General features: G+C 48.7%; 24 protein-coding genes and 1 riboswitch. Of the genes, 6 read left to right on the forward strand and 18 right to left on the reverse strand.

Annotation, left to right across the window (positions count from 1 at the left end; genetic code table 11):
- Positions 1-190: 190 nt before the first annotated feature.
- Both GNP95_RS03570 and GNP95_RS03575 read left to right on the forward strand, forming a co-directional pair.
- A complete protein-coding gene (locus tag GNP95_RS03570) occupies positions 191-1,912 on the forward strand; it encodes a sensor histidine kinase (RefSeq protein WP_155609491.1) in 1,722 nt (573 codons plus the stop codon).
- Complete coding sequence (locus GNP95_RS03575; protein WP_155609492.1) at positions 1,909-2,679, forward strand: response regulator transcription factor; 771 nt, start codon at positions 1,909-1,911, stop codon at positions 2,677-2,679. The genes GNP95_RS03570 and GNP95_RS03575 overlap by 4 nt, the downstream gene beginning before the upstream one ends.
- Before the next feature lie 62 nt (positions 2,680-2,741).
- Here the strand turns inward: GNP95_RS03575 and thiC are convergent, their stop codons facing one another.
- The 4 genes from thiC to GNP95_RS03595 all read right to left on the reverse strand — a co-directional run bounded on the left by thiC (position 2,742) and on the right by GNP95_RS03595 (position 8,000).
- Positions 2,742-4,523, reverse strand: coding sequence for a phosphomethylpyrimidine synthase ThiC (gene thiC / locus GNP95_RS03580; protein WP_155609493.1), 1,782 nt, complete (start codon positions 4,521-4,523; stop codon positions 2,742-2,744).
- A gap of 94 nt (positions 4,524-4,617) precedes the next feature.
- Positions 4,618-4,729, reverse strand: a riboswitch (TPP riboswitch).
- Between the two features lie 152 nt (positions 4,730-4,881).
- Positions 4,882-5,106, reverse strand: a complete 225-nt coding sequence (locus GNP95_RS03585) for a helix-turn-helix domain-containing protein (RefSeq protein ID WP_009225122.1) — start codon at positions 5,104-5,106, stop codon at positions 4,882-4,884.
- A 132-nt stretch (positions 5,107-5,238) separates the two neighbouring features.
- Positions 5,239-6,729: a glycerol kinase GlpK gene (glpK, locus tag GNP95_RS03590; protein WP_155609494.1), complete on the reverse strand. Its 1,491-nt coding sequence runs from the start codon at positions 6,727-6,729 to the stop codon at positions 5,239-5,241.
- An 806-nt stretch (positions 6,730-7,535) separates the two neighbouring features.
- Positions 7,536-8,000, reverse strand: a complete 465-nt coding sequence (locus tag GNP95_RS03595; protein WP_283927463.1) for a MarR family winged helix-turn-helix transcriptional regulator — start codon at positions 7,998-8,000, stop codon at positions 7,536-7,538.
- Positions 8,001-8,274: 274 nt separating this feature from the next.
- Between GNP95_RS03595 and GNP95_RS03600 the strand changes: the two genes are divergently transcribed.
- The 3 genes from GNP95_RS03600 to nagA are packed head-to-tail and all read left to right on the forward strand — an operon-like array spanning position 8,275 to position 11,037.
- On the forward strand, positions 8,275-9,114 hold the full coding sequence (locus tag GNP95_RS03600; RefSeq protein WP_155609496.1) for a MurR/RpiR family transcriptional regulator: 840 nt from the start codon (positions 8,275-8,277) through the stop codon (positions 9,112-9,114).
- Between the two features lies 1 nt (position 9,115).
- Positions 9,116-9,844: a glucosamine-6-phosphate deaminase gene (nagB, locus tag GNP95_RS03605; RefSeq protein ID WP_155609497.1), complete on the forward strand. Its 729-nt coding sequence runs from the start codon at positions 9,116-9,118 to the stop codon at positions 9,842-9,844.
- A 2-nt stretch (positions 9,845-9,846) separates the two neighbouring features.
- Complete coding sequence (gene nagA, locus GNP95_RS03610) at positions 9,847-11,037, forward strand: N-acetylglucosamine-6-phosphate deacetylase (RefSeq protein WP_155609498.1); 1,191 nt, start codon at positions 9,847-9,849, stop codon at positions 11,035-11,037.
- A gap of 84 nt (positions 11,038-11,121) precedes the next feature.
- Here nagA and GNP95_RS03615 read toward each other — a convergent pair whose 3' ends face one another.
- Entirely contained in the window at positions 11,122-12,390 is a 1,269-nt protein-coding gene (locus GNP95_RS03615) for a YhcN/YlaJ family sporulation lipoprotein (RefSeq protein WP_155609499.1), read from the reverse strand.
- A gap of 145 nt (positions 12,391-12,535) precedes the next feature.
- Between GNP95_RS03615 and GNP95_RS03620 the strand changes: the two genes are divergently transcribed.
- On the forward strand, positions 12,536-13,612 hold the full coding sequence (locus tag GNP95_RS03620; RefSeq protein ID WP_155609500.1) for a glycosyltransferase: 1,077 nt from the start codon (positions 12,536-12,538) through the stop codon (positions 13,610-13,612).
- A gap of 25 nt (positions 13,613-13,637) precedes the next feature.
- Here GNP95_RS03620 and GNP95_RS03625 read toward each other — a convergent pair whose 3' ends face one another.
- The 13 genes from GNP95_RS03625 to GNP95_RS03685 all read right to left on the reverse strand — a co-directional run bounded on the left by GNP95_RS03625 (position 13,638) and on the right by GNP95_RS03685 (position 26,650).
- Positions 13,638-14,699 carry a glycosyltransferase family 2 protein gene (locus GNP95_RS03625; RefSeq protein ID WP_155609501.1) on the reverse strand — a complete coding sequence of 354 codons (1,062 nt, stop codon included), beginning with the start codon at positions 14,697-14,699 and terminating at the stop codon, positions 13,638-13,640.
- 17 nt (positions 14,700-14,716) lie between these two features.
- Positions 14,717-15,706 (reverse strand): polysaccharide biosynthesis protein, encoded by a 990-nt coding sequence (locus tag GNP95_RS03630; protein WP_155609502.1) that lies wholly within the window; start codon positions 15,704-15,706, stop codon positions 14,717-14,719.
- A 44-nt stretch (positions 15,707-15,750) separates the two neighbouring features.
- Positions 15,751-16,440 (reverse strand): glycosyltransferase, encoded by a 690-nt coding sequence (locus tag GNP95_RS03635; protein ID WP_155609503.1) that lies wholly within the window; start codon positions 16,438-16,440, stop codon positions 15,751-15,753.
- 43 nt (positions 16,441-16,483) lie between these two features.
- Positions 16,484-17,773 (reverse strand): nucleotide sugar dehydrogenase, encoded by a 1,290-nt coding sequence (locus GNP95_RS03640; RefSeq protein ID WP_155609504.1) that lies wholly within the window; start codon positions 17,771-17,773, stop codon positions 16,484-16,486.
- A gap of 93 nt (positions 17,774-17,866) precedes the next feature.
- Positions 17,867-18,799, reverse strand: coding sequence for a glycosyltransferase (locus tag GNP95_RS03645; RefSeq protein WP_155609505.1), 933 nt, complete (start codon positions 18,797-18,799; stop codon positions 17,867-17,869).
- A gap of 96 nt (positions 18,800-18,895) precedes the next feature.
- Positions 18,896-19,303, reverse strand: coding sequence for a hypothetical protein (locus tag GNP95_RS03650; protein ID WP_155609506.1), 408 nt, complete (start codon positions 19,301-19,303; stop codon positions 18,896-18,898).
- 139 nt (positions 19,304-19,442) lie between these two features.
- Positions 19,443-20,162: a glycosyltransferase gene (locus GNP95_RS03655; protein WP_155609507.1), complete on the reverse strand. Its 720-nt coding sequence runs from the start codon at positions 20,160-20,162 to the stop codon at positions 19,443-19,445.
- Positions 20,159-21,094: an NAD-dependent epimerase/dehydratase family protein gene (locus tag GNP95_RS03660; protein WP_155609508.1), complete on the reverse strand. Its 936-nt coding sequence runs from the start codon at positions 21,092-21,094 to the stop codon at positions 20,159-20,161. The genes GNP95_RS03655 and GNP95_RS03660 overlap by 4 nt, the downstream gene beginning before the upstream one ends.
- Complete coding sequence (locus GNP95_RS03665) at positions 21,091-21,918, reverse strand: dTDP-4-dehydrorhamnose reductase family protein (RefSeq protein WP_155609509.1); 828 nt, start codon at positions 21,916-21,918, stop codon at positions 21,091-21,093. The genes GNP95_RS03660 and GNP95_RS03665 overlap by 4 nt, the downstream gene beginning before the upstream one ends.
- Positions 21,915-22,901 (reverse strand): polysaccharide biosynthesis protein, encoded by a 987-nt coding sequence (locus GNP95_RS03670; RefSeq protein WP_155609510.1) that lies wholly within the window; start codon positions 22,899-22,901, stop codon positions 21,915-21,917. The genes GNP95_RS03665 and GNP95_RS03670 overlap by 4 nt, the downstream gene beginning before the upstream one ends.
- A complete protein-coding gene (gene wecB, locus GNP95_RS03675) occupies positions 22,891-23,985 on the reverse strand; it encodes a non-hydrolyzing UDP-N-acetylglucosamine 2-epimerase (RefSeq protein WP_283927451.1) in 1,095 nt (364 codons plus the stop codon). Before wecB ends, GNP95_RS03670 begins: the two co-directional genes overlap by 11 nt.
- A gap of 16 nt (positions 23,986-24,001) precedes the next feature.
- A complete protein-coding gene (locus tag GNP95_RS03680; protein ID WP_155609511.1) occupies positions 24,002-25,453 on the reverse strand; it encodes a glycosyltransferase family 4 protein in 1,452 nt (483 codons plus the stop codon).
- Between the two features lie 63 nt (positions 25,454-25,516).
- The gene (locus GNP95_RS03685) at positions 25,517-26,650 is read right to left on the reverse strand and encodes a CgeB family protein (RefSeq protein ID WP_155609512.1); all 1,134 of its coding nucleotides are present in this window, start codon (positions 26,648-26,650) and stop codon (positions 25,517-25,519) included.
- Positions 26,651-26,657: the final 7 nt, after the last annotated feature.

Consider the following 26,657-nt stretch of genomic DNA (forward strand, 5'->3'; position numbering starts at 1 on the left):
CATACCCCCTGTGGTTGGTGTCAAGCCGGCTTATGCACAACTATACCGTCTTCTTCTTCCGGTGAAAATGTGACAAAACATTGAAAAAGGTGAAAAAAAAATGGTTCATGAGGACTGGTTAGGCCAACCATTGATTTCGGATATAACTTTTGCTAATTTAGAGTCATCCTAGGGAAAGAGGGATGAGCATGTGAGATTCTACCATACTTTATTCGCAAAATTGTTCGTCTCCTTCTTTATTTTGTTTACGGTGCTTCTGCTATTTCTTGGCTGGATTACGTACCGGAACTCCGCCTCATCTCTCAATCAGCAGCTGAATAACGAGGCGGAATCGACCTTTAACCGCAATTTCAAAGTGCTGTCCATTTACCTTAGCGACTTGAACCGCATGAGCGATGCCATCGCGATGAGCTCGGTGGTCTCCGACTTTCTGAAGAACAGAAGCGAGTCTGCTTATTATGCGTCTTTTCCGAAAATGGACGACATCATAAACAGCGCAAATTCGATTCGGCCGGAAAATACAGGTATCACGCTTGTCAGCAGCAACCAGTTCGTGTACTATTACGGCTATTCGCTCAATCGGGACAACGATAACTTCTCCCGCTTCGACTGGCTGCCGAAAGAAACCGCCCTACAGGATAATGCTTATGTAACTCCTTTGCATCTGCGGCCGTACAGCAATCTGAACAGCGGCCAGAAGGTCTTCTCCTTCGTGCGGAAGCTGCACAGCATCGATTTGCGGGCTACGGGCCTGCTTGTCATCGATTTCGATCTCGATGCGCTAAGCCGTTTATTTGCGGCAGATCCGGCATTTAGCGCGAATGAGTCCGGGGATTCGCTCCGCTTCTACATTCAGGATCAGCAGGGAACGATAGTATATCCACATAGCGAAGCCCAGCATGACTTGCCCCGCGACTTATCGAAATATCGCCTTGTCCAGCGAACGGAGCCAATGACCGGGTGGACCATGTCTGCTTATTTTCTCGAGAATAAGTGGTACGAACCGGTTTATGATATTCGCAAAATATTTGTAAGCGCCATCATTGTCAGCCTGATTATCGGTGCGGTCGCTTCCCTGTTCATTTCGACCCGTTTCTCGAGGCCGATCAAGCAGCTTCGCCTGCTGATGAAGGAGGTGGAGCAGGGCAATTTCGATGAACAGTTCCGGATCACGGCCAAGGATGAAATCGGCCTGCTGGGGATCGGCTATAACAAAATGGTCAGAAAAATCAAAGACCTGATCGAGCTTGTCTATACTGAGCAGAACCATAAGCGAATCGCAGAGGTTGCCGCCCTTCAGGCCCAGATCAACCCTCATTTTTTATACAATACGCTAGAGTCTATCAATTCACTGGCCCGGCAAAGCAAAGAGAAGGACATCAGTAAAATGATCGTCCTGCTCGGCAAATTACTGCGCATCAGCATCAGTTCCTTTGAGGAGCTCGTACCGTTCTCCAAAGAGCTGGAATACCTGAGGCTGTACCTGGAAATCCATAAACTGCGGCTGAAGAAGCAGATCAGCTATACGATCCAGGTCGAGGAAGAAATCTATGATCTTTACACGGTCAAGTGGATTTTCCAGCCGATTCTCGAAAATGCCATTATGCACGGCTTGGATCCGAAGCAAAGCGAAGGCTGCATAGAGGTAATGGGTTGGATCGATGACGATGTGGTCTGGATCGTCATTCAGGACTACGGCGTCGGCATGGACAGCGATAAGTTGAAACCGCTTCAGGAAGCGCTGGAGAACGACTATGGGCAGTTATCGAAAAAGCAGGAGCACATCGGGCTCTTTAACGTACAAGCGAGGATCAAGTATCATTTCGGAGACCGCTACGGTATTACGCTGGATAGCGAGATCAATCGGGGAATGAAAGTGACGATTATGCTTCCAAGGAGGGAACACGGATGACCTGCCGGCTATTAATCGCAGATGATGAACACATGATTTCGGAAAGCCTGAGCACGATGGATGAGTGGGCAGAACGGGACGTCGATGTCGTCGGCACTGCGGCTAACGGCCGCGAGGTGATGGACTGGCTGGAGCGCACCCACATCGACCTGCTAATCACAGACATTCAAATGCCCGATATGAACGGGCTTGAGCTGATGGAGCATTTGCATAAGCATCGTCCGGATATTCACATGATTGTTATCAGCGGCTATGAGGAATTCGACTACGTCAAGAAGGCGATGAAGTACCGGGCTGCCGGCTATGTACTTAAGCCAATCGATACGGATGAGCTGCTGGCCATCGTCGACGATATTCTGGCCACGGAAACGCCGCGCCAAGCCAGCACTGAAGAAGCCGATCCTGAGCTGGTGCCCATGACCTATCATGAGAACGTAGTGGAACGGGCCATTACATTTATGCATGACCATTTGGACAATGACATCAGCCTGAAGGATGCCGCCGAGCAGTTCCATCTGACGACACAATATTTCGGGCAGGTGTTCAAGTCGGTCACCGGGCAGACCTTCCTCTCCTTCTTGACGCAAATCCGCATGGAAAAGGCATGCGAGCTGCTGAGAAATCCCGAGCTGACGCAGTATGCCGTCGGAGAGATGGTCGGCTACAAGGATTCCCGGTATTTCAGCAAAGTATTCCACAAAACCTACGGGATGACGCCGAGGGATTACCGGAGGCAATTGATGAAGAAGAAGCGTTGTGATTTGTAGTATGAAAAAAGCCTCCTGGCTCTCTTCCGTTTCCGGACAAAAGTTAGGAGGCTTAATATTTACTAGCGATAAATGACATTACCCGCTTCTTTGAACTGCCGTGATTTTTCCTTCAGGCCTTTGGCGATAGCCTCCTCTTCTTCAAGTCCATGCTGCTTGGCATAATCGCGAATGTCCTGAGTGATTCGCATGCTGCAAAATTTAGGGCCGCACATGGAACAGAAGTGAGCGGTCTTGGCCCCTTCCGCGGGCAATGTTTCATCATGATACTCCAGAGCCCTCTCCGGATCGAGCGAGAGGTTGAACTGGTCTCGCCAGCGGAATTCGAACCGGGCCTTGGATAACGCATTATCTCTGTCTTGGGCCCCAGGATGTCCCTTAGCTAGATCAGCTGCATGCGCGGCTATTTTATAAGCAATGACTCCCTCGCGAACATCGTCTTTATTAGGAAGGCCGAGGTGTTCCTTAGGCGTCACATAACACAGCATAGCCGTCCCGAACCAGCCGATCATGGCCGCTCCTATCGCTGAAGTAATATGATCGTAGCCTGGGGCAATATCCGTCGTTAACGGGCCCAGCGTATAGAAAGGAGCCTCCTGGCATATTTCCATTTGTTTGTCTACATTTTCTTTAATTAAGTGCATCGGTACGTGACCCGGCCCTTCGATCATCACCTGAACGTCATGCTTCCATGCGATTTGGGTCAGTTCGCCGAGCGTCTCGAGCTCAGCGAACTGAGCTTCGTCGTTAGCATCCGCAATCGAACCCGGCCGCAGGCCGTCGCCAAGCGAAAAGGCGATGTCATAGCTTTTCATGATTTCACAGATTTCTTCAAAATGGGTATAAAGGAAGTTCTCTTGATGATGAGCAAGGCACCAGGCTGCCATGATGGAACCTCCGCGAGACACAATACCTGTGACACGCTTAGCCGTTAACGGAATATACCGCAGGAGCACTCCGGCATGGATCGTAAAATAGTCGACGCCCTGCTCCGCTTGCTCGATCAATGTATCGCGGTAGACTTCCCAGTTCAATGCCTCAGCCTTTCCGCCTACCTTCTCCAACGCCTGGTAGAGCGGGACTGTGCCTACAGGCACAGGTGAATTGCGGATGATCCACTCCCGCGTCGTGTGAATGTTTTTTCCCGTGGAAAGATCCATGATCGTGTCGGCGCCCCAACGGGTCGCCCATCTCATCTTCTCCACTTCCTCCTCAATAGAGGAGGCGACGGCCGAGTTGCCGATGTTTGCATTGATTTTGACCAGAAAATTACGGCCGATGATCATTGGCTCGCTCTCAGGATGATTGATATTGGAAGGGATGATCGCTCTGCCTTCGGCGACTTCCCTGCGTACGAATTCCGGAGTCACGTTCTCCCGGATTGCAATGTACTCCATTTCGGGCGTGATGATTCCCTTTCTTGCGTAATGCATTTGCGTCACATTGCGGCCGGCTTTGGCTCTTAAAGGCTTACGGCGCAGGCCGGGGAATGTCTCCTTCTGCTCAAGCTGCTTTTCTGTTTGGTATCCATCATCCTCAGGTCTTATGCTTCTGCCTTCATAATCCTCCACATCCCCCCGCTCCAGAATCCAATTTGTGCGATTCGCTGGAAGCCCTGTCCTAATATCCGCATGATAGTTAGCGTCTGTGTAAGGACCGCTGCAATCATATACCCGAACAGGTTCATTCTCTTCTACCGATTCTCCTCGAACGGTCGGCGTAAGTGCAATCTCTCTCATGGGCACTTGTATATCCGGCCGTGAACCTTGAATATACACCTTGCGGCTGCCCGGAAAAGCTAAGAACTCAGGGTTGACTGTGTTGTTGCTGGTTTCGCTTGCCATTTCTATTCCTCCTTAGAATGAATGGGTTCAAGCGGAGCTGCTGCTGCCAAGTGCAACAAAAAAAGACCGCAACGAAAGAAGCGGTCTCTGTATACACATAGGCTCGAACGTTTCCTCCGCTGGCATTACCCAGATCAGGTATTACGGTCGACAGCGCATTAGCTATCCTCTCAGCCTGGTTGGCCCAAGCTCCCGTTTATTCAATTCACCAATATATAATATATGGAAAACAAGGAATTATCAACCCAAAACTAGATTTTCTCCATCAGCCTTAAACAACAAAAAACCTTCTAGTTCCTTTCCTCTCCGGAAAAGGAATTAGAAGGCTTGCGATTTTTGACGTGTTTTGCCCAAACCGTCAGATTTTCAGCTCCCCAAGCTTAATCAGCTCGACAACCGCCTGCGCACGACCTTTTACGTTCAATTTCTGCATGACATTAGAAATATGATTTCGTACGGTCTTCTCGCTAATGAATAGTTGCCCCGCAATGTCGCGCGTCGTTTTATCCTGCACGAGGAGTTCAAAAACTTCCCGCTCACGATGAGTCAACAGAAATTTGCTGTTACGATCGCTGCTTTTCAAAATGCGTCACCCCTCCTTGCTCGGGTTTTGTGGTATAACAAGGTTAAGGGATACAGTCAAAACATATTATGAAAAACAGCGAGTAAGCGTGCGATACAAAGCAAAAATGGGCTGCTTCTGGCAGCCCATTCCTCATTTGAAGGCCATAGCGGCATAAACGGCTTTTTTCCAGCCATTGTAGAGTGATTCACGCTCACTTTCCGGCATTGCCGGTTCAAATCGCCGTTCCAAGCTCCAAATGCGGCGAATTTCTTCAAGATCCCGCCAATAACCGACGGCAAGCCCGGCCAGATAGGCTGCGCCTAGCGCGGTCGTCTCGCGCACAGCCGGACGTTCCACCGGAACATCAAGAATATCGCTTTGGAATGCCATCAAGAACGTATTCGATACCGCTCCCCCGTCCACCCGCATCGTATTCACCTTGTAGCCGCAATCCTTCTCCATCGCCACTAGAATGTCTTTGGTCTGATAAGCCAATGATTCAAGGGTTGCACGGATAAAATGCTCCTTACTCGTTCCCCGAGTGAGGCCAAATACAGCGCCTCGAACGTCGCTGTCCCAATATGGGCTGCCTAAGCCGACAAAGGCCGGCACGACGTATACCCCCTCCGTGGACTGGACGCGTTCGGCATACCTTTCGCTGTCCTTCGACTCCCTAAACATCCGCAAACCGTCTCTAAGCCATTGTATGGCTGAACCCGAGACGAAGATACTACCCTCAAGCGCATATTCAACCTTGCCTCCGATCCCCCAGGCAATCGATGTAATGAGGCCATGACCCGACGAGACCGGCTGATCGCCCGTATTCATCAGCATGAAGCAGCCTGTGCCGTACGTTGTTTTTACCATGCCCCGCTCAAAGCAATTTTGTCCGAATAAAGCGGCCTGCTGGTCGCCCGCGGCTCCCGCAATCGGCACCTCATGTCCAAAGAAATGGTAAGGCGCCGTCCGTCCGTAAACCTCAGAAGATGAGCGTACTTCGGGAAGCATCGCTTTCGGAACTTGAAGCAGCTCCAGCAGTTCGTCATCCCAGCATAGCTCGTGAATGTTATACATCAAGGTCCTCGATGCGTTGGAGTAGTCGGTCACATGCACCTGGCCGCCAGTCAGCTTCCATATGAGCCAGGAATCGATCGTACCGAAGAGCAGTTCTCCCTTTTCTGCACGCTCCCTTGCTCCCTCGACATGATCCAGAATCCACTTCACTTTCGTCCCTGAGAAGTAGGGATCGATCAGCAGTCCCGTCTTTTGCTGGAATACTGGATTATGGCCCGCCGCCATCAGCTCCTCGCAAATATCCGCTGTCTGCCGGGATTGCCATACAACAGCATTGTAGATATGATTTCCGGTCTCCTTCTCCCAAATGATCGTTGTTTCCCTCTGGTTCGTGATACCGATTCCAGCCACCTGCCCCGGCTTAACCCCTGACTCCGACAAGCAGGAAGCGATCACCGCGAGAGTGGAACCCCAAATTTCATTGGGATTATGCTCCACCCACCCTGGCTTTGGAAAATATTGCGGAAATTCACGCTGCGCCAAGTGCACGATCTCCCCTTGCTTGTTAAACAGAATCGCCCGCGTACTTGTAGTTCCCTGGTCAAGAGCAAGTATATATTGTTCCATAAACATCCTCCGCTCCTTGGTCTTTGCTCAATTTTGCTATTACCTGAGCCCAACATGCTCTCCCTTTCAAGTTCCAGCATCGTTTAAAATTACAGAATTCCAAAACATTAAAGATTTAAAAATTGAGAAATATTAACCTTATTCTACCTCGTTAGCGGATTGCGTTACAAATGAAAAAGCACCCCCGAGCCAGCAATGTTCTGTCTTGAAGGTTTGTCCCGGATAACCATCCTCATTAAGCATCAGCTAGTACGCCAAGCCCCGAATTACCTAAGCTCAACAAGTAATTTAAAGCAACCTATGTATAATTAAGCCAAAAGCATCTTTAAGTAAACTAAAGTTTCTTATACGCAAATAGCACCAACCGACCACAGTTATCGGGAAGCTAACGGACATCAAAGTACTTATTCCTGCTTTTTTGCTGATTTTGACGAGCTTACGGACAGAGAAGCCCTTATTCGCCAAAAATACGCATGTCGTATACCTATTTTAGGCAAATAGCGGAACTACGGTCCATTAGCACTCCGTTTAACAACTTTTTGCCTGTATAGCGGAACTACGGTCCGTTGGCGCTGCATTATGGCAGCCTCTCCAACTTAGTGGAACCCGCTCCTCCAAACTTTCAGCTAAACCCAAAAAAAGCACCCTCAAAGGTGCTTAGTCGCTCTGACCGCATACAAGAACTCCAAACTTAAATTCGAAATTTTTCCCGATGGCATCGGCAAATGCGGGCAAATCACACAAATGTACAAGCAACGAGCCGGGCTGGGAACAGCCATCCAGTCACCTGCATCTTTCCGATTCCCCTATGCTTCACCAGCTTCTCTCTCTTTAAGGCGTAAACGCCCTACCTCATCAAACTTATTGATAACGCGTTCCAGCACTTCTTTCTCATTCTCATCCAGGCAAGCGAAATAATTAGCCAGCACTTCCCTGGATTTCTTCCGCGCCTTCTCATACACTTCCTTGCCATGCTCCGTAACGGATAACAGCACGGCACGGCGATCCTGCTCATCATGCCTGCGCTCGACGTAGCCGTTCTGAACGAGGCGGTCAAGCATAACCGTGATCGCGCTCGGCTTCACGACCAGTGCCTCCGCCAAATAAGTGACATTGCAGCTTCGCTCCTTCGCTATGAGCGACAGCATATGGAACTGCGGCCCCGTTAACGGCAGATCGCGGTGCTGCATGATTTCGTTTTGCAGCTTCTTGACGACCACCGAAAACTTCGATTGGAGCCGGTCTATATAGTGATCGAGATTCGGATCCACGCTATTCCTCCTCATCGGAAATAATACGGATAAAACCGGTAAGCTTGAGCAAATATTAGTGTATTATGCGTTTCTTAAAAATACAAGGAATTCGTTTCAAAAGTGTCACTTGGGTGTAATAAAACACCTTGCATTATAAAGTGGAATATTTTATTATGTACTAAAATAGTTTTCACGTTACTTGTTAATTCCACGAAAATTATTTTCTTAATCTATTGTGTATCTGCTACAGGAAAGAAGGTGAACTTACATTCTTACTCCTATTCTGCATGCGTTGTCTACACAACTGAACAGCTTGCCGCCCCAAGAAAGACGACTGGCAGAACACATTCTTAACGCCCCTAGTTCCGTCATCCATATGGGCATTACTGATCTCGCTGAGGAGTGCGGAATCAGTCCATCCACAGTGACAAGATTTTGCAAGTCGTTTCATTTCAAAGGGTTTCCCGATTTCAAAATGAAGCTGGCTTTTGAACTCGCTCACAAGCCTTCAGAAAGCCACTACCAGGACATTATTGCGGGCAATGATCTGCACAGGATCGTCCAGGCCATGGAGGCGAATCATCTTGCTTCGATTACGGACACGACGCGTCTGTTGAATATCAGCCAGCTCCAGAAAGCGGTAGAGGTACTTTGCCGCGCTAAACGAATCGATCTTTACGGGGTGGCTACGTCCTCCGTCATTGCGCAGGATTTCTACCAGAAGCTTATTCGGATCGGCAAAAATTGTACTGCGTTTGCGGATTCCCACATGCAAATCACTTCGGCATCCAGCTTAAGCGAGGGCGATGCGGCATTGGCAATCTCCTATTCTGGAGAAACGCCGGAGACGATAGATGCGCTGCGCTGTGCCAAAGACAGCGGTGCGATCACCCTCTCGTTAACCCAATACGGGAGCAGCACCCTGGCATCCCTGGCTGACATATCGCTGTTCTCTTCTTCGCTGGAGGAAGGAATGCGCCGGGGAGACATGGCCTCAAGAATTGCCCAACTGCATGTCATTGATATTCTATTTACGGGAATGGTAAGTCTGGAATTTACGGAATATACGCCAAAACTGAAAAATTCATACCAGAACGTTCAAATTTATCGCAAAAGTACAGGAGGCGAATAATATGTTTAATATCATTAAAGTAAACAATGAACAGCAATTCAATGAGACCGGAGCAGGAATTATTGCAAGCCTGCTGCAAACGAACCCACGTGCTGCGTTAGGACTGGCTACTGGCGGGACTCCTGTCGGAGTATACCAGCATCTGATTGAGCTTCACAAGCAAGGGCTGGTCAGCTTCAAGGAAGTCCGCAGCTACAACCTGGATGAGTATATCGGCCTTGCGGAGGATCACTCAGAAAGCTACCGCAGATTCATGAACGAGAAATTGTTCAATCATGTAGACATCGATTTGAACAATACGCATGTGCCATCAGGCGTATCCGGTGATGGGCATAAAGCCGCAGAGGAGTATACACAGCTTCTAGAGCAAGCAGGACAAATCGATTTGCAGCTTCTTGGCCTTGGCCACAACGGCCATATCGGCTTCAACGAGCCCGCAGACGAATTGAAGGCTGCGACACATGTTGTCGAGCTGGACGAGGTTACCCGCAAAGCTAATGCGCGTTACTTCAACTCCATCGACGAAGTGCCAACTCATGCCATTACGATGGGCATCGGCTCCATTCTGAAGGCGAAGCAAATCCTGCTGATGGCTAAAGGAGCAGACAAGGCTGAAATCGTGGCTAAAGCACTTAAAGGCCCTGTAACAACGCAATGTCCTGCCTCCCTCCTGCAGCTTCATCCAAATGTTGTTGTCATCGTCGACCAAGATGCCGGGAGGCTGCTATAACTATGACTGCCGCGAACCGGAGTTTTCAAATCACTCACGCCGAAGTCGTTACTCCAAAAGGAATCATACATGACGGCGCGGTGGTCGTAGAGGAAGGCTTAATTGCATACGTGGGCTCAACATCAGGAATGCCTTCGGATTCTCCGGCTTCGGCATCCACGGTTGATGCTGAAGGAAGCTACGTGTTGCCAGGTTTTATCGATATTCATGTTCACGGAGGCATGCTGGAAGATTTCTCCATTCCCAGCCAGGAAGCCTTCGACGCGATTACGAAGCTGCACTGCAGCCAAGGCACGACATCTATGCTTGCTACGACGATGACGATGCCGCAAGCCGTGATTGATGAAGTGCTTGAGAAAGTAAACGAGTATATGGCAAAAGACATGCCTTACGCTCAATTGGCAGGCGTTCATTTAGAAGGCCCCTTTATCAGCCCAAAATGGCCCGGCGCCCAGAATCCTTCGCATATCGTGCCCCCAAACCGTTCCTGGGTGGAGGCGTGGAACAATAAATACCCTGGCCTAATCAAACAGGTAACCTTTGCCCCCGAAAGAGAAGGAGCACTGGAGCTGACCCGATACCTTCGCAAAGAGGGCATCGTCGCAGCGGCGGGCCATACTGATGCCACTTACGAAGAGATTATGGCGGCCGTTCAGGTGGGGCTGCATCATGCCGTCCATACCTTCAATGCGATGACTCCGCTTCATCACCGGAAACCGGGTACGGCCGGTGCGGTCCTGAGCACTCCCGGGATCAGTGCGGAAATTATCGCCGACGGCATTCACGTGCACCATGCAGCCATCCGTCTTCTGGCTCAGGTGAAGAACGACAACAATTTGATTTTGATCACCGATGCCATGTCTGCGGCAGGGCTTGGGGACGGCGAATACATGCTTGGTGACCTTCCTGTTGTCGTTAAGGACAATGTATGTACCCTTAAAGACAGTGATAATACGCTTGCGGGCAGCACCTTGACTATGATTCGCGGCTTCCGCCATCTGGTCCGGGAAGTCGGCCTTTCGATCGAAAAAGCCTCGGAAGCGGCCAGTTTAAACCCCGCCAAACTGATCCGAATCGACCATTTTACCGGCTCGATCGAGACGGGGAAACAAGCTGATTTACTGCTGGTCGACGCAAATTTGAATTTGCAGGATACATGGGTCAAAGGGCGGAAATTTGAAGTAAAATCATAAAAAACAATCAAAAGCAGCAGCCAAGGATTTGAATGGTATTCATCCTTTGAGCTGCTGCCTTTTTGTCACAGCACTAGATGCTTCTTATCGGGTTACTCCACCCGAGAAGCCTGTACCGCTGCCGGTTCCTGTGCCGGCAGTACCGGACATGCCCGTGCCTGTACCCGTCGTTCCAGTGCCAGTTGTTCCAGTGCCAGTTGTTCCGGTACTTGTATTTCTGTATCCGCTCGGACCTGTCATCGTACCAGCACGTCCTGGAAAGATTCGATTAACCATATGCTCGAAATCTCTTACATGCCCCTGCAAAGTACCACCGGTGCGATGCTGTGTCGCGTAGTTGCTAACGTGGTTCATGAACTCCGGATTACCGGATACGTGCACATTGCGAATATGGGGAGCCGTTTTCTTGACAACGCTGGAAATATGGTCCTTAACGCTTTGTGGCACGTTATCAACCACCGTCCCAGTTCCCGTTCCAAGACCGCGAGTAGTTCCAACGCCATCCACCGTATTTCTGTTGCGCGTACTCTTCATTCCAATCATCCCATCAGTGCCGCCATTCATTCCGTTTACCCCTCTGTTCCCGCGGGTAGTCGTATCAAACAAACTTCCAGCTACACCAGAACGGCCCATTAGTCCTCCACCAAGCCCATCATAGTTCCTTCCAGTACCAGCAGTCCCGTATCCCGTACCATATCCTGTTCCGTACCCGGTTCCAGTCCCTGCTCCAACACCTGTCCCTGTTCCCGTACCTGTGCCATAACCCGTCGAACCTAATCCCATGCCAGTGCCTGGGCCGTATCCTAATGTACCGTTTCCGAGGCCAGTCCCCGTTCTCGTTCCATAACCGTAACCAGTTCCCGTACCAAATCCAGCCGTTCCGTTAGGGAAAGTACCTGGAGTTCTTCCAAGACCTGTTGTACCCGTACCTGTACTTGTCATGCCATAATTGCTCATGCCTTGATTCCCATATCTTGTAGTGCCTTGATTAACTCCACCGGCTCTTGTACCGGTACCTTGATGGCCTTGTCCATGAAGGGTTACCGCAACATAAGCATCACGATCGGTAACCACAACATGGGCCGATTGAACCTCACGCATCTGCGCTACTTTGTTGCTCAAAGCTGGGCTGTACTTCAACGAGTTGATACGCTCGCTTTGACCGTTGCCAAGACTCCGCGTGAAATTCCGATCGCCTGTTCTCAGGGAATTCACGTCGTAATTTCCGTTGTTGCGGACGCTTTGAGATCGCATGTTCGTATTATCGGTTCTAGTCCCGCAGCCCGTTAATCCGACCATTCCGGCAATAAGCGTTGCCGACAAAGACAAGCTAACAACTTTGGCTATTCGCATTTAGTCATCCCCCGTTTTTAAAGTGATGGATAATGAACATCCGTTAGGATGCTCCGGGGAAAGTCGCTGCATACAGGTAAACATACCCTCACCCTTATTTTTTCGGCGCGTACTATATGATATACATTTTTCGAGGTGACCCATCATGAAGGTTCTGTTTACGTTTTATGTTCCCAGCGGAGGCGTGGAAACGTTAAATCGCCTACGATGCGAAGCGCTGCGCGAAGTGGCTATTAAGGGACATCTTCTATACACAAGCACAGGTTCTGGTCTGCAGAACATTTCGGACATCCCAACTTTTATCTCCCCAACAGACCCTGAATTATTTAAACTACTTCAGATGTTTCAATACGATGCCATTATTGCCACTTCTGATTACCTTATGCCGCAAAGAATCCGCAACCTTAATTATACCGGCCCCATATTGTTCGAAGCACAAGGGTTCGGAACAATGACAGCAGCCAAAAATACGCTAACCGAAGGGGCATCCATTCTCCAGGCTAACTGCCAAGGAGTGCTTATGCCCCCCACCCCGCATCTTCTTCAATTAATTGACGAGTTTTGCCCTTCCCTTTCAAAATTTACTTTTCCTAACCCGCTTGATACCGTTAAATTCTGCTACCAGCCTGGAAATGTTCCTTTAAAGCCTGTTATTGCATGGATTGGACGTCTCGAAATGAATAAAAACTGGGGCTTATTCCTGGAAATCGCCAAATCTCTGTCTAAGCTTAAACACAACTTAGAGTTCTGGGTATTTTTAGACGATATGCTCAGCCCAAAGGAAACACTTCAATTATTTTGGCAGAAGGTGCACTCTTATGGCCTGCACGACCATATAAAAATTCATAAGAATGCTCCACATTCCGCAATGCCGGGTTATTTATCTCAGGTGGGGGACTCTGGCGGCTTTCTCCTCTCCACCTCCGTACTTGAAGGATTCGGCTATGCGGTTGCAGAAGCGATCGCGTGCCGTTGTCCCGTGCTCAGCACGGATTCGGAGGGAGTGCGTTTTTTTATTCGGCATAACGAAACCGGCAAATTTTTTGACCGTGACAATGAAGATGACGCGTTGCAGCAGGCACTAGAGCTCATGGAAAATTTACATCTTCGCGAGCATATCCGGAACCGGGGAGCCGAATATGTATTGAACTTCATGTCACCGCAGCAATATGCCGCAGACTTTCGAAACATGCTGCTAAATTTAAAAGCGAAGCAGGGCTGATCCCGCTTCGCTTTTCTGTTATTGCCTAAGTTTGAGGACGAAGTAGATTATTGAATTTAGATCGGTTGGCTAGGAGCTGCGGATCCTGCGGCAAATACTGGAGCGCTTGTTCATTATGCCAATCGGCCTTCTCCAGGTTCCCTAGCTTTGCATAACAAATACAAAGCCTGCAGTGGGGAAGCCAAGTGCGAAAGCTGCGATTCTCCATAAACCCAAGTACTAATTCCTCTGCAGTTTGGAGTGCCTGACGATACCAGTAAATCGCTGTTTCCCATTGTCCTCGTTCTTCAAAGCATCCACCGATCGCACAGCAAACTTCGCTCTGCGGCGTATCGTATTGAAAGGAACGAAGAAGTGTTTCCAGCTTTTTCTCCTTCAACCCCATTTTTTCGTAGCAGTCCGCCAATTTGATGCATGCGAGTACACAGTCGCTCAGGGCATTTCCAGGCTGCAGCAGGAAGCGATTCAATTGAACCGCTGCTTCTTCCAATCGGCTTATATCTGCCAGCTCGCTGCCGTAGTGCAACAAAAGCCGCCCTTCCAGCCGACCGCCGGAAGCAATCCATTGTTCAATAATTCGTAAATTGCGTTCTGCATGCGAGCCCTGCCTCCGGTGGGCTACGGCGACATTAGCAAAACAAACCTCCGCTCCTGCAACGTCGATATATTCATGGACTATTCCGATCCATTTCAACTTTTTGTCCCTTCGGACAAGGCGATGCCTGCGGGATAAAACGAGAGGAATTCCCGCAGAATCAAAGGACAAATAGTAATCCATCATTACGACTTCTCTTTTTGGAGGCAAACTCTCCTTGAGCTTCTTCAATTTCTCTTGATCCTCTGGCAATAAAATGTCGTCCGCATCCAGCCACATAATATACTCCTGGGTTGCCTGCTCGAACGAGTAATTTCTTGCAGCAGAGAAATCATCGCACCAAGGAAAATCATAAATTTTTGAAGTATACTTTTGTGCAATCTCTTTGGTTCTGTCTCGTGAGCCGGTGTCCACAATAATAATTTCATCAACAATGCCGCATACTGAATCCAAGCATTCGGGCAGAAATTTTTCTTCATCTTTGACGATCATGCATAAACTTATTGAGATCAGGAGAGAAAGCCCCCTTCCCGGAGAAGATCGACGATTTCCTGGTTGGTAATGAGACTGTCATTCGAATGGTACTCATCAAAACCTACCCGTGGAAGATGATTGTATTGTTTGAACAGTTGGGCAGAAGGATTGGACGGAAGGATTACGAAGTATTGTTCGTTATATTTGTATGTGTACGGCGATTCATAACGGGAGACCAGTACTTCATGCAGCTTTTCCCCGGGCCTCATCCCGATTTCCCGCAAAGGAACGGTATGGCCTAAATAATGCTCGGCTAGCGCATCTGCAATGTCAGTAATACGGCAGGCTTTCATCTTCATGACAAACATCTCGCCGCCGATAGCTGTTCTGGCAGCCTTGAGCAGCAATTCAATCGCCTCATTCAATGTCAGAAAAAATCGGGTCATCAGGCTATGAGTTAATGTGAGATCTCTACCCGATTGCAATTGCTGAATGAACAGCGGTACGACACTGCCATTTGTCCCCAATACGTTGCCGCCGCGAATGCAAGTAAACCGGGTGTGCTCGCTTAAAAGGTTGGCATGAATCATCAGTTTCTCGCCAATCGCCTTTGTCATACCGTACGTATTGATCGGATCTACCGCTTTATCGGTGGATACGTCAATAACCTTGGCCACCTTCTGGGCAATGCTGGCCCGGATAATATTCTCCGTACCCATAACATTCGTCTTCAAAGCCTCTGCTGGCTGATGTTCGCATACTGGAACGTGCTTCAATGCTGCCAAGTGAAATACATAATCTGTCCCTTTGCACCCAGACTCAACGGCGTCATAATCACGAACATCACCGATAACGAATTTGAGCCGGGGGTCATTTCCGAACTCCCGCTGCATTTGGACTTGAGCATATTCATTACGGGAGAAAATCCGGATCTCTGCCGGATTCTCTCGGAGAAGTGTTCGAGTCAACGTCCTTCCCCACGATCCGGTGCCCCCGGTTACAAGAATAATTTTATCCTTAAACATTAAAGCACCTTCCTTTCTTTCGACCCGCCAGAGCTTACCTTCTTTTACAAACCGGACTTGTAATCCTTCAATACGGCCTTGATCTCCCCATCCTTCATCCGCTGCTCATCCGGTACCCTCTTAGGAGAAGTATTCGTAGAATGCACGACGTTGACCCAATTCCGCCCAGCAAGCTTCTCATGCGGGAATTTGATGACATGGCCATGATCTCTGACTGTATATCGCTCCCCCTTCAGATAATTTTGGACGTTGTAGATCAGTACGTAAAATTGCGGGGATGCATAAAATTTCGGAGCCATTACGTTATTATCCCGATCCCAGTAGTAACCATGCTGATTAAGCAATGCCCAGGTCTCGGGCTGATGCTGATATTCATGCAATCTTTGAAAATAAGTCCGATGGAGCAGATCATCCGAGTCTGTTCTGGCAATATATAATTCATCCGCTCCTTGAATGTATTCAGAGACCGCCTGATCAATCTCTCCAACAGGAACGAAGCGAATATTATCCGGCAAATCAATTTGAAGATCGCGAAGTACTTCATATATCACGTCATGCGACCGTGGGTCATATTTAAGCATCGTGAGAAAATCCTGATTCGTTTGGTGCATTAGGCTATTCATCGTCAAATCCCGAAACAGCTTGATCCGATGCTCTACCCAGGGCCGGGTCAATCGATCCTTGCACATGCCCATGTTATTGAACCGAATATCGATAACTAGCCGCCTAGTCAAACCAATTCCTCCTGTTCATTAATTTATAAGTTATAGCCTAGTCTTACGCCTGATCTATCCGCCCTCCGCCAAGTACTATAACTTTGGCTTTACCGGCCAGACCTGCCGTAGCATTGCGTGTATCGAAGACAAGCCGCGAATACTCCAATACCTCCAGAAGCGGCAGCTCCCGGTGGTCAGTCGCAATAATGACGCAGTCTGCAAGACGAAACTCCGATTCGCTCGCCTGTGTTGATTGAAGCGCAACTCCCTCTATATCCAACTCCTTAATATAAGGGTCGTAATACAGTACCTTAGCTCCTTCCCGGACAAGCAGTCGAATCAGCTCTATTGAACTGGAGCCCCGAACATCCGCTACATTCTTCTTGAAGGTTACCCCCAGCACTAATATTCTGCGCCCCTTCAATTCGTCATGGCCTATCGCTTCCTTTACTTTGGACAGGACGTAGGCCGGCATGCTTTCGTTGATGCGCGAAGATAGCTCTATAAATGAGCTGCTCCCTCCGATTTGCTGCGTTTTCCACTGCAAATAATGCGGATCTACAGGAATACAGTGTCCCCCGATGCCTGGCCCTGGATAGAATGCTGTATATCCGAACGGCTTGGAAGAGGCTGCCTCCACGACTTCCCATACATTGATGTTCAACTTATCGCACAAGACAGCGAACTCATTGATGAAAGAGATGTTCACAAAACGAAAGGTATTTTCAAGCAGCTTTGTCATTTCAGCCGTGTCTGTGGAGGACACTTTAATTACCTTGCTAAAAACAGTCTGATAGAGCTGTTCCGTCCGGTTGGCGCAATTTTCCGTTACACCGCTAACGATTTTAGGGATACCTGTTAGCGGAAACTCTTCGTTGCCAGGATCCACCCTTTCCGGGGAAAAGCCGATAAAGAGATTCTTGCCCGTCGTAAGTCCGCTTTGTTCCAACAGGGGCAATAACACTTCCCTGGTTGTTCCAGGATAGGTCGAGCTCTCTAAGGTAACAAGCTGGTCGGGCTGCAAATGATCTTTCAGACTCTTGGCGGCATCGGTAAGAAAGGAAAGATCCGGCACATGCTCCTTGGTTAAGGGGGTAGGCACGCAAATAATAATGCATTCGGCAGATTTAATATTGCTAAAATCATTAGATACGGATAATCTGCCCTGCTGAACAGCATTTTCGATGACCTCGTCCGCAACATCGGCGATATAACTTTGGCCTCTTTTCAAACTCCGAATCTTATCCTGATCCAGATCTATCCCGATAACGCTATACTGCTTTTCGAGGAACGCTGCAGCCAAAGGCAATCCAACATAGCCAAGCCCGATAATGGCAATGGTTCGACTCAATTTCAGCCCTCCTTCTCTAATACTGCTAGAGTAGTATATGAAGGAAGAATTGCATTAGCTTGGACTTCTGGCTTTAGTTACGAGACTAAATTTTCATCTGTTTTTCACTATATTCTGAATAATTGCAAGAAGTTTTTGCGCACGGACTGCTGTCGTATGCTTCTCATGAATAAATTCGTAGCCTTGTCTCGTTATTTGCTCACGCAGGGCATCATTCTCCGGCCGTAAATAGAACTCTACCTTCTCTTCATAATCACGCTCTGAAATAGCAACGAAATGTTCTCCCGGCCTAAATCCCAAGTCTCTCAAATCCTCGTTCGGCGGAGCCATTAATAGCGTATAACTAGCCAGCACTTCGAAGTATTTGCGCAAAGAGTATTTATAAATAGAATCGCATGTCAGAAAAATTTTTGCCCGGTTGGCTTCTATGGCAAACTTTTGAGCGACCAGCACTTGTTGATCAGATTCGAAATTGACATACCCCGGGTGCTTATGAAAGACAAAGCCCGGCCTTCTCATATACGTATTCTTCATTAAATGACGCAGCGGATATATTCGCCGGTTGATGGCTCCCATGAGCAATATATCAATATCCTTGGGCTGATTATAGTTTTGAAATACGGTAGGTTCGGCAAAATGGGGCAGCCAGTGTAATTTCCCCTCATATTCGGGATATCTTTTGCGGAAAGCGCTGCGGTAAATTGTAAAGATATTCTCCGGCCTGTTAGCCAGAAACTCCCTTCGCTTGTCAACATGTCCATGGAGGTCGTGCATAATCATTCCCCAAGGGATTTGCAGATCGAATACCTCTTCTACCGGAGGACAATGCGTCGAGTGAAACATATCGTTCAACAGGATAAAATCAGGGGTAAACGGTATCCGTTGCAGAATCTCGTCCAGCTTGCCTCCCTCGTGGCAAAGCGCCAGATCAGCATGCTTCGCCAGCTCCAACTGCAAATAATGAAAATTCCTCTCTAAATACTGGCTGAAATCTTTTGTAATAAATAATATTTTAAGCCGCTCCATTAGCCTCATCCTTTCCGAGGCGGCATTCAAGATTTTTCAAGAAAAAGTTCGAAAGCCTGCCTGATTTAACTGACAAGCTTTCGTACAAGAACAGTATTAAGGGGTTGACGCCATGCCGACGAATGATTCGGGGCCGTTTCGAACCGATGTCGAGATGCCGGACACGTAGCTGCTATATATGGTTTCCGGTGCAGCCGGCGCATTAATATCAGCAGCCACAAAGTTCGTCAGTTGGGTATCTGTAGATTCGCTGACCACATTTTCAATTCTATAGATGACATTCTGGGGAGCGTACGTCGCCCCGCGTACAATTTCAATCGTTACTACATCACCGATGTCCCCGAGAATTCCTATGGAACCATGCAGGATAACGATCGGATTAGGGACGTTTTGTGTTTGCAGCCCTATGATGCCAAATAGCTCCGGCGATGAGGACAGCGGAGTTCCAGGAAACCCCGGCCGATTTGAATTAACGGATGTTCTTGCATCCAAGAAAGTTCCCAAAACGAGTCACCTCCTGAAAATTTAAAAGTTACAATACTATATGCTCGTTCGTTCGACGTCGCTTGGACAGTTAACATAAGGCATATGCTTAAATCGAGCCTTTAAACGATAAACTATGAGTATTGCAGCCCGATCTATCTCATACATCCCGATGGCGGTGTATCAGGCGATGGAAAGGCCTTCTGTATCTGGAGCGTACGGAAGCAATTTCTTGTACGATGGAAGATTCATGACGGATCGTTCCCATCCCGGGATGGCGACGATAAGCAATTAAGGGCTGGTTCACATAGTGAAATGAGTATCCCGCCAACAAAATTCGGCACCATAAATCATAATCATGGGTGTAAGGGAGTCTCTCATCGAAGAGTCCTACCCGCTTAAGCAAGCTGCGCTTGATCATCACGGTACAGCCGTTAATAGGATTACCGCGGGTCAATGTCTCCAGCAGTTCTCGGCGGGTCATGGGCAAAGCGCCTGCCCCAAATTGGGTCACTGTTCCACTCTCATCGATATAATTGAAATTCGTGTGGGAAATGACCGCTTTGTGCCGCAGCATTTCATGAAGCTGTATGCTGATCTTCTCGGGATAAAATATGTCATCCGAGCTTAACCAAGCGATATAATCTCCCGAAGCATGGCGTATTCCATGGTTTAGTGCAGTAGCCGTGCCCCCGTTTTGCTTGCCCAAATAATGAATACGATGCCTGTAAGGCGCGAGCAGCTCCGCATAGGAAGTAGAGCCGTCGTCCACCACAATGATTTCAATATTGGAATAAGTCTGACCCAGAGCGCTTGATACCGCCTGCTCTATATAAGGACAGTTATAGAAAGGAATGATAATGCTGACCTTTGCACTCATAAATCATCCGTTTCCTCCCTTCGATAATATTGCAAAATATCGCTTACCGAGGTTCCCCAGGGGATTGCCGGACTCCATCCCATCCTGTTCAGCAGTTCGGGCTGTATAAGGGCAGCCCTTTCGGGCATACCTTCTGCTGCTTCTTCATTGACATTTTCTTCGAGCGGACATTCCGTCTCAGCCAGATTAATGAAGCTCTGACACACGTCACCAAGTCTTCTCTCCACTCCGGAACATACCGGATACACCGTGCCCGAACTTCCCCGGCGCAGCAGCAATTCATAGGCGTCTACCGCATCTCTGACATCTAGAAAATCCCTTGTTGCGCTGGCTGATGACAGCCGGAAACGCGGTCTGGGCTCCCCTCGTTCCAGAGCGGCAATATATCCCGCCAGCAGGGAGCAAATGCCGGTAGATGGGCCGGGACCGACAAGATTGCAAGGCTCTGCCAATATAACATGTTGATGAAACAGTTCCCCCCATGCCAGGGAGATCACTTCTTGGATCGATTTGCTCAGTCCATAAGGATGAGTTGGCTCTACAGGGAAACTCAGGTCAAATTTCAGGCGCGAGCCAGCAATTAATATGGGAATTCTCTCCCGCTGCCTCAAGGCGTTTAACAAATGTATTGTCCCCAATATATTGCTCTCCATATAGAGGATGGGATTTGCCCAGGATTCAGGAACAGAATTTTTGCCGGCAAGATGAAGTACATAATGGGGAGATACGCGTTGAACAAGCTCGCATATATCTGCCTGCCCTTTCAAATCGCACACATGATAATCCACATGATCTATGAGAGGCAGCTTTTTAAGGGAAGAATGGGATCGAACAATCGCAGCCACTCTATAGCCTTTTTCAGCCAGTCTTTTGCAGGCATGCTGTCCGGTAAAGCCGGCGGCTCCGGTAACTAGTACGGTGCCTTTATTCATTTTTTTCCCATCCAGTCAGCCATTTCCTCAATCATGCCACGAAAAGAAGGAAGGGCAAAATGAACATCCTTCCGAGTCGATACCAATGTGCGATCAATGACCGGCTCATCCACAGGAACGATGTTCACATCCTGCTTATTCCAAATCTCCTGAAATAGCTTCAGCATATCATGCTTGTTGAAGGTTTCTGGATGAGCAAGGTGCACGAGCCCGGATAAGGAGGAGTCCAGCACAGAATCGATGGCTTTCGCTAATTGAATTGTTGTCACTCCGTTCCAGTGAACGCGACGATACCCGTTTACTTTTCCTTGTTGGCCTAAGAACCACTGCAGCAATCCAATACCCTGATCGCGTATTTCGGGACCGATAATCGATGTCCGAATCGTAAGATGCCCCTCATCCCGAACCTCTCCAAGCGCCTTCGTGACTGCATAGGTGGATGTACCGTCAGTCAGATCATTTTCCGTGTACTTCCCTTTACTGCCAAGGAATACGCAGTCCGTACTAATGTGGATTAACCGGGCAGACAGCGCGTCTGCTGCCCGCCGGAGACGGTGCGGGAGAAATCCGTTAATATGGTAAGCTGCTATTGTATTCTGGGCCGCGAAATGGTTGAGCACACCTACGGCATTAATGATGACATCCGGCCTGACGAGCTGAACGGCCCGTTCTACTGCTGAAATGTCATCCACATCAAGAATGAGCGACCCGGGGTCGCTCGTATCCCGGGTCGTATAAAATACGCGATGCTTCCCCTGCCGCTGGAAATAACGAACCAATACATGACCAGCCATTCCGTTACCGCCGATAATGAGTATTTTCATGATATGAATCCTCCGCGAATCAATAAATTCCGGATTTCGTCTTTATCCATTAAATTGTGCTCCGAGCTGAAGCTCTCAAACGGAACAAGAGGGTACTGGCTGTATCGCTCCTTTAATTCTGGAATATCCAGATTGGGCAGAATAACCAAGTATTCTCGATCGTACACTATGGTAGTCATGCTCTCGTATTCACTCATCAGAATCTCGTGTATTTTCTCGCCAGGGCGGATCCCAGACTCGATAATCTCCACATTTTCCTTGCCCGACGCCTCAATCAGCACCTCTGCTAAGTCAACAATGCGGCAGGTTGGCATAGACATAACGAAGATTTCCCCGCCGATACTTTCGATAGAAGCCTTGAATAGCAAGCTGATGGCGTCCGGAAGTGTGAAAAAGAAACGCGTCATTTTCAAATCTGTAATGCGTACATGATTTTTATTGGCAATCTGGCTTTTAAATAAATGAACTACACTGCCATTGGTGCCAAGTACATTTCCACCGCGCACACAGACGAACTTCGTATCGCTTTGCAGCAAGTTGGCATACACGATCAGCTTCTCCCCGATCGCCTTGGTCATGCCGTAGAAATTAGAGGGATTCGCCGCCTTATCCGTTGAAATATAGATTACCTTTTTTACTTTGTTCTCCATTGCTGTCTCAATGACATTCTGTGTGCCGACAACATTCGTCTTCAAAGCCTCATAAGGTTGATCTTCACAGACGGGAACATGCTTCAATGCAGCCAAATGATATACGATATCCACATTCTTGCACGCATCCATAAGGGCTTCTTTATCACGAATATCGCCGATACGGAACGTGAGTCGCGGATCCTCAAATGCCCGGCTCATAGCAACCTGGGTAGACTCGTTACGTGAAAATACGATGATTTCCTTCGGCTGCTGAAGCAATAGCTGCTTAACCAGCTCATACCCCCACGACCCGGTTCCCCCGGTCACGAGAATGACTTGATTAGTGAACATTCACCTTCCCCCCCAACACGAATTTAACAACTTTTTGCGAGACTCGTTCTTCCAAGTATCCTTCGGGACAAGACCAGGACCGATCCAGACCAATCATCAGCTCCACGGCAGCCGCGATTCTCTGTGAATCGAGTCCGGATACGACGTTGCTGCCGCAATCTACGGTTTCGGGTCTTTCTGTTGTTCTGCGAATCGTAACCGTGGGCACTTGCATGATGCAGCACTCTTCCTGTACGGTACCGCTATCCGTTAAAGCGCAGCGGGCATGCCTCTCCAACTTCACGAAATCGAAAAAGCCGAAGGGCTCATGGAACTCGACTAACGGATTCATTCTTATTTTCAGATCGCTGTCGATCCGGGACTTCGTTCGGGGATGAATGCTGCAGATCAAACGCTGGCCATAGGCCTCGGCTACTTTGTTCAATCCCTCCATGATCTCTTGCAAATGGCCGGGATGATCCACATTCTCCGCACGGTGCGTCGTAACTAGAAAATACTGGCCGTGCTTGAGCTTCAGCCGATCCAGTATATCGCTGTTGGCAATGAATGGCTCGTAATGCTTCATGACCTCATAAATCGGATTGCCCGTCAAAATAATTCGCCTGCCCGGAACCCCCTCCGCTAAGAGATGCTGCTTGCTTTGCGGGGTATAAGGCATATTAATTGTAGATATCGTATCTATTAGTTTGCGATTCTTCTCTTCAGGCACCTCTAGATCAAAGCAGCGGTTCCCTGCCTCCATATGGACGACGGGAATACCCATCCGCTCAGCCAATATGGCGCACAGCGCACTGTTCGTGTCACCAAGAAGCAGGATCCGATCCGGCCGCTCCGCGCTTAATATCGATTCCATCTGCGAGAACATGGCCGCCAGTTGATGACCTAGCGTAGTATTGCGGTTATTAAGAATATAATCCGGCTGTCTGAGACCGAGCTCTTGGAAAAAAATATCACTAAGACTGGTATTGAAGTTTTGCCCGGTATGCACGAGTATATGCTTATCGGCATAACGATCCAGCAGAGGAATAATCAAGCTGAGGCGAATAATTTCCGGACGCGTTCCGAGGATCGTCATTATCTTCACTTTCTCATCTCCCTGTTCACAGTCTCTTCTTATCTTTACTTCTTCTTCGCATAGGGCTAACCCGCCGGATGGAGCGTATACTCCGCGCTCCGGGTTTCACTCGAGCCTTGCTTCCCTTACGCCCCCGGTTTAGACGCTTCAGATTCATGACGTTCTTTCGGCTTGTTATGCTCCTCAGCCGTCTGCGCGCAGAGGGCAACAGCCTGGCCTTTTTAGCCCTGCGCCGAGTCTTTGGACTCGATCGTACGGGGCGGAGCGAAGGCGGATCTGCCACAGGGACCGCACTAGAAGTCCCGCCGCCAATGTGGTTCAACATGGCCTGCAGATTAGCTTCATAAGCCTCAGGACCGAAGCAGGCTTCAATCTGAATTCGGTTGCTGCGGCCGACGGATTCTATTAAACCCGGCTCATCAAGGAACCGGGATACTATGACGCTAAGCTCGGAATACTCTCCGACTGGAGCGAGAAACGGCTGGTTTCCTGTTAAACGTAATATTTCTTCCAGGCCTCCGGATGCATAGGCAATGACCGGCTTTTCCATGATCATGGCCTCCATTGCCGTTAGACCGAAGCCTTCATCCTTCATACTAGGGACAATAACCACATCCATCGCGCTGAATGCTGATTCGATATCTGACACATAATCGATAAATATGAACCGTTCCGCATAAGGGGACTCGGTGATCCTTTGCCGAAGCTTATGATAATATGGGTTACTCAATTCAGCTCCGATAATCACAAATTTACTCTGCTGATATTGCCCTGCCAGTATCAGGGCTGCTTCGACAAAATGATCCGCACCCTTCTCAGGGATCAAATAGGACGATATATAGCCAATCACCCTATCATCGGAATTCACTTTCCATTGCTGTCTCTGCTTCTCGCGCAGCTGCGGCCACATATGGGGGTTAAAATCGTTCCAAGACCAAGAAGGGAATAAGATACTGAGCTTCCCGGCAGAACAACCGCGTAATGGAGCGGCTGCAGATTCCGAAATACATACAATCCAGTCACTGTACTGGTCGATATTTCGAATAGAAGTTTCCGTAAACTCGTTGCTGGCAATCACTTCGGTAATATGCCAAATAACGGGGACACCCATAGATTTGGCTGCCATTGCCGGAACCACGTGGGTGCTGGTATTAACTAGTACATAATCCGGCCGTTCTGCAGCTAGAAGCCGGGAAGTTTCTTTAAACGCTGCTCCCGTCAGCAAATCGTCGGCTTGCTGGGCTAAACCTTCATGAGGCAAACACATTCCGTATAAAGGCGGAATATTCTGTACAATCGTTCTTATGCCGCGTCTGTGGGCTAGCCGTGTTAACAGGCCTTCTTTGGGAACGACGATGACGCACTGGAAATAAGGCGATAATCTCGTGGCCAGAAAGAGCAGCAGTTTCTCCGCTCCTGTAATATTTCTCTTGTTGCAAATATGCGAGAACAGCAATAGCTTCTTCAATTCTGACATAACGGCCTCTCCTTCTAAGGGACAAGGAGAGCCTCACCTCCCTGTACGGTAATGACAAACCGTCTAACCAAAAATCCGGCTTAACATTTCATGAAGTCGGTGGGAATACGTATGCTCGCGATACGTTCTATCCAAAGCACGCAGCGCAATCTCACGCCGCTCCGTCTCATGATCCAAATAATAATTAACTTTGTCGTACAGCTCGCCTGGACTGCTGAAGGTCTCGATTTCCTGGCCTGGAATATAGAAGCTGGCCAAGTCATCCCGAACATCAGCAAGCTGCAATGTTCCACAGGCGGAGATTTCAAATGTCCGGGGGTTAGGAGATGCAGCCGTAAGGCCGACCGAATTGTTATTCACGGTCGTATCATAAGGAGAACGGTGCATATTCAGTACGATTTTTGAGCCGCTATATACTTCTGCCGTTTCGCCAGGCCCCATCCATTTACCAATTTCAATCCGGTCTGGATAGGATGCATATTCAGGCAACCGGTCCCACCAAATTCCATTAATCGTCAGGCCCTTTTCCATGAGGCCGCCAATGATCGGCTGCAAAAATTCAATCCGATTCCAATAGGCCGAGCCGATAAAGCTGATTGCACGCCGAACAGAGGAACGGGTTAACGTGGGGCGGTAATGGCCTACATGAGCTGCAAAAGGTAAATAATGTACATTGTTGCACCCTGCAGAACGGTAGAAATCCAGGCAATTGCGCTCTAGGGTAAATACGTAATCATAATGAGGCGCTGTTCTTATGGTTATATCCGTGTAATAAGGATCATCCGTCAGCCAAATAGCGGTTCGAATCCCTTTAGCACGTACCGCGTCTACTTGTTCTGCAGGCAGCTCCATCCCATCCAGTACAAGCATCAAATCAGGCAAAAAGCTCGATACAAGTTCCGACACCGGCTGCTTGGGCCCCGCCACGCTCACTTCTGCCGCCAGCGTTTGGAGAGTGGCAATAATGGCCTCATCGATCGGCGCATAAGGGAAGCCCTTGCCTGAGGACACATAAAGAACCTTTAAAGCTCTTTTTGGAAAATGAACAGGGGCTGCCTCCACGATCGCTTTTGCGCGCCCGCGTAAATATCCCTCATCGAAACCATGCTTTAATCCAGCCTGCCTTCCCCTTCTGCTTGAATCATGAGCTTCTCCTTCCCGTATAGCCGTTGACTGTAAATCCGAATGAACGAACATATCGTCA

Source organism: Paenibacillus woosongensis (assembly GCF_009725165.1).
GTDB classification, from domain to species: domain Bacteria; phylum Bacillota; class Bacilli; order Paenibacillales; family Paenibacillaceae; genus Fontibacillus; species Fontibacillus woosongensis.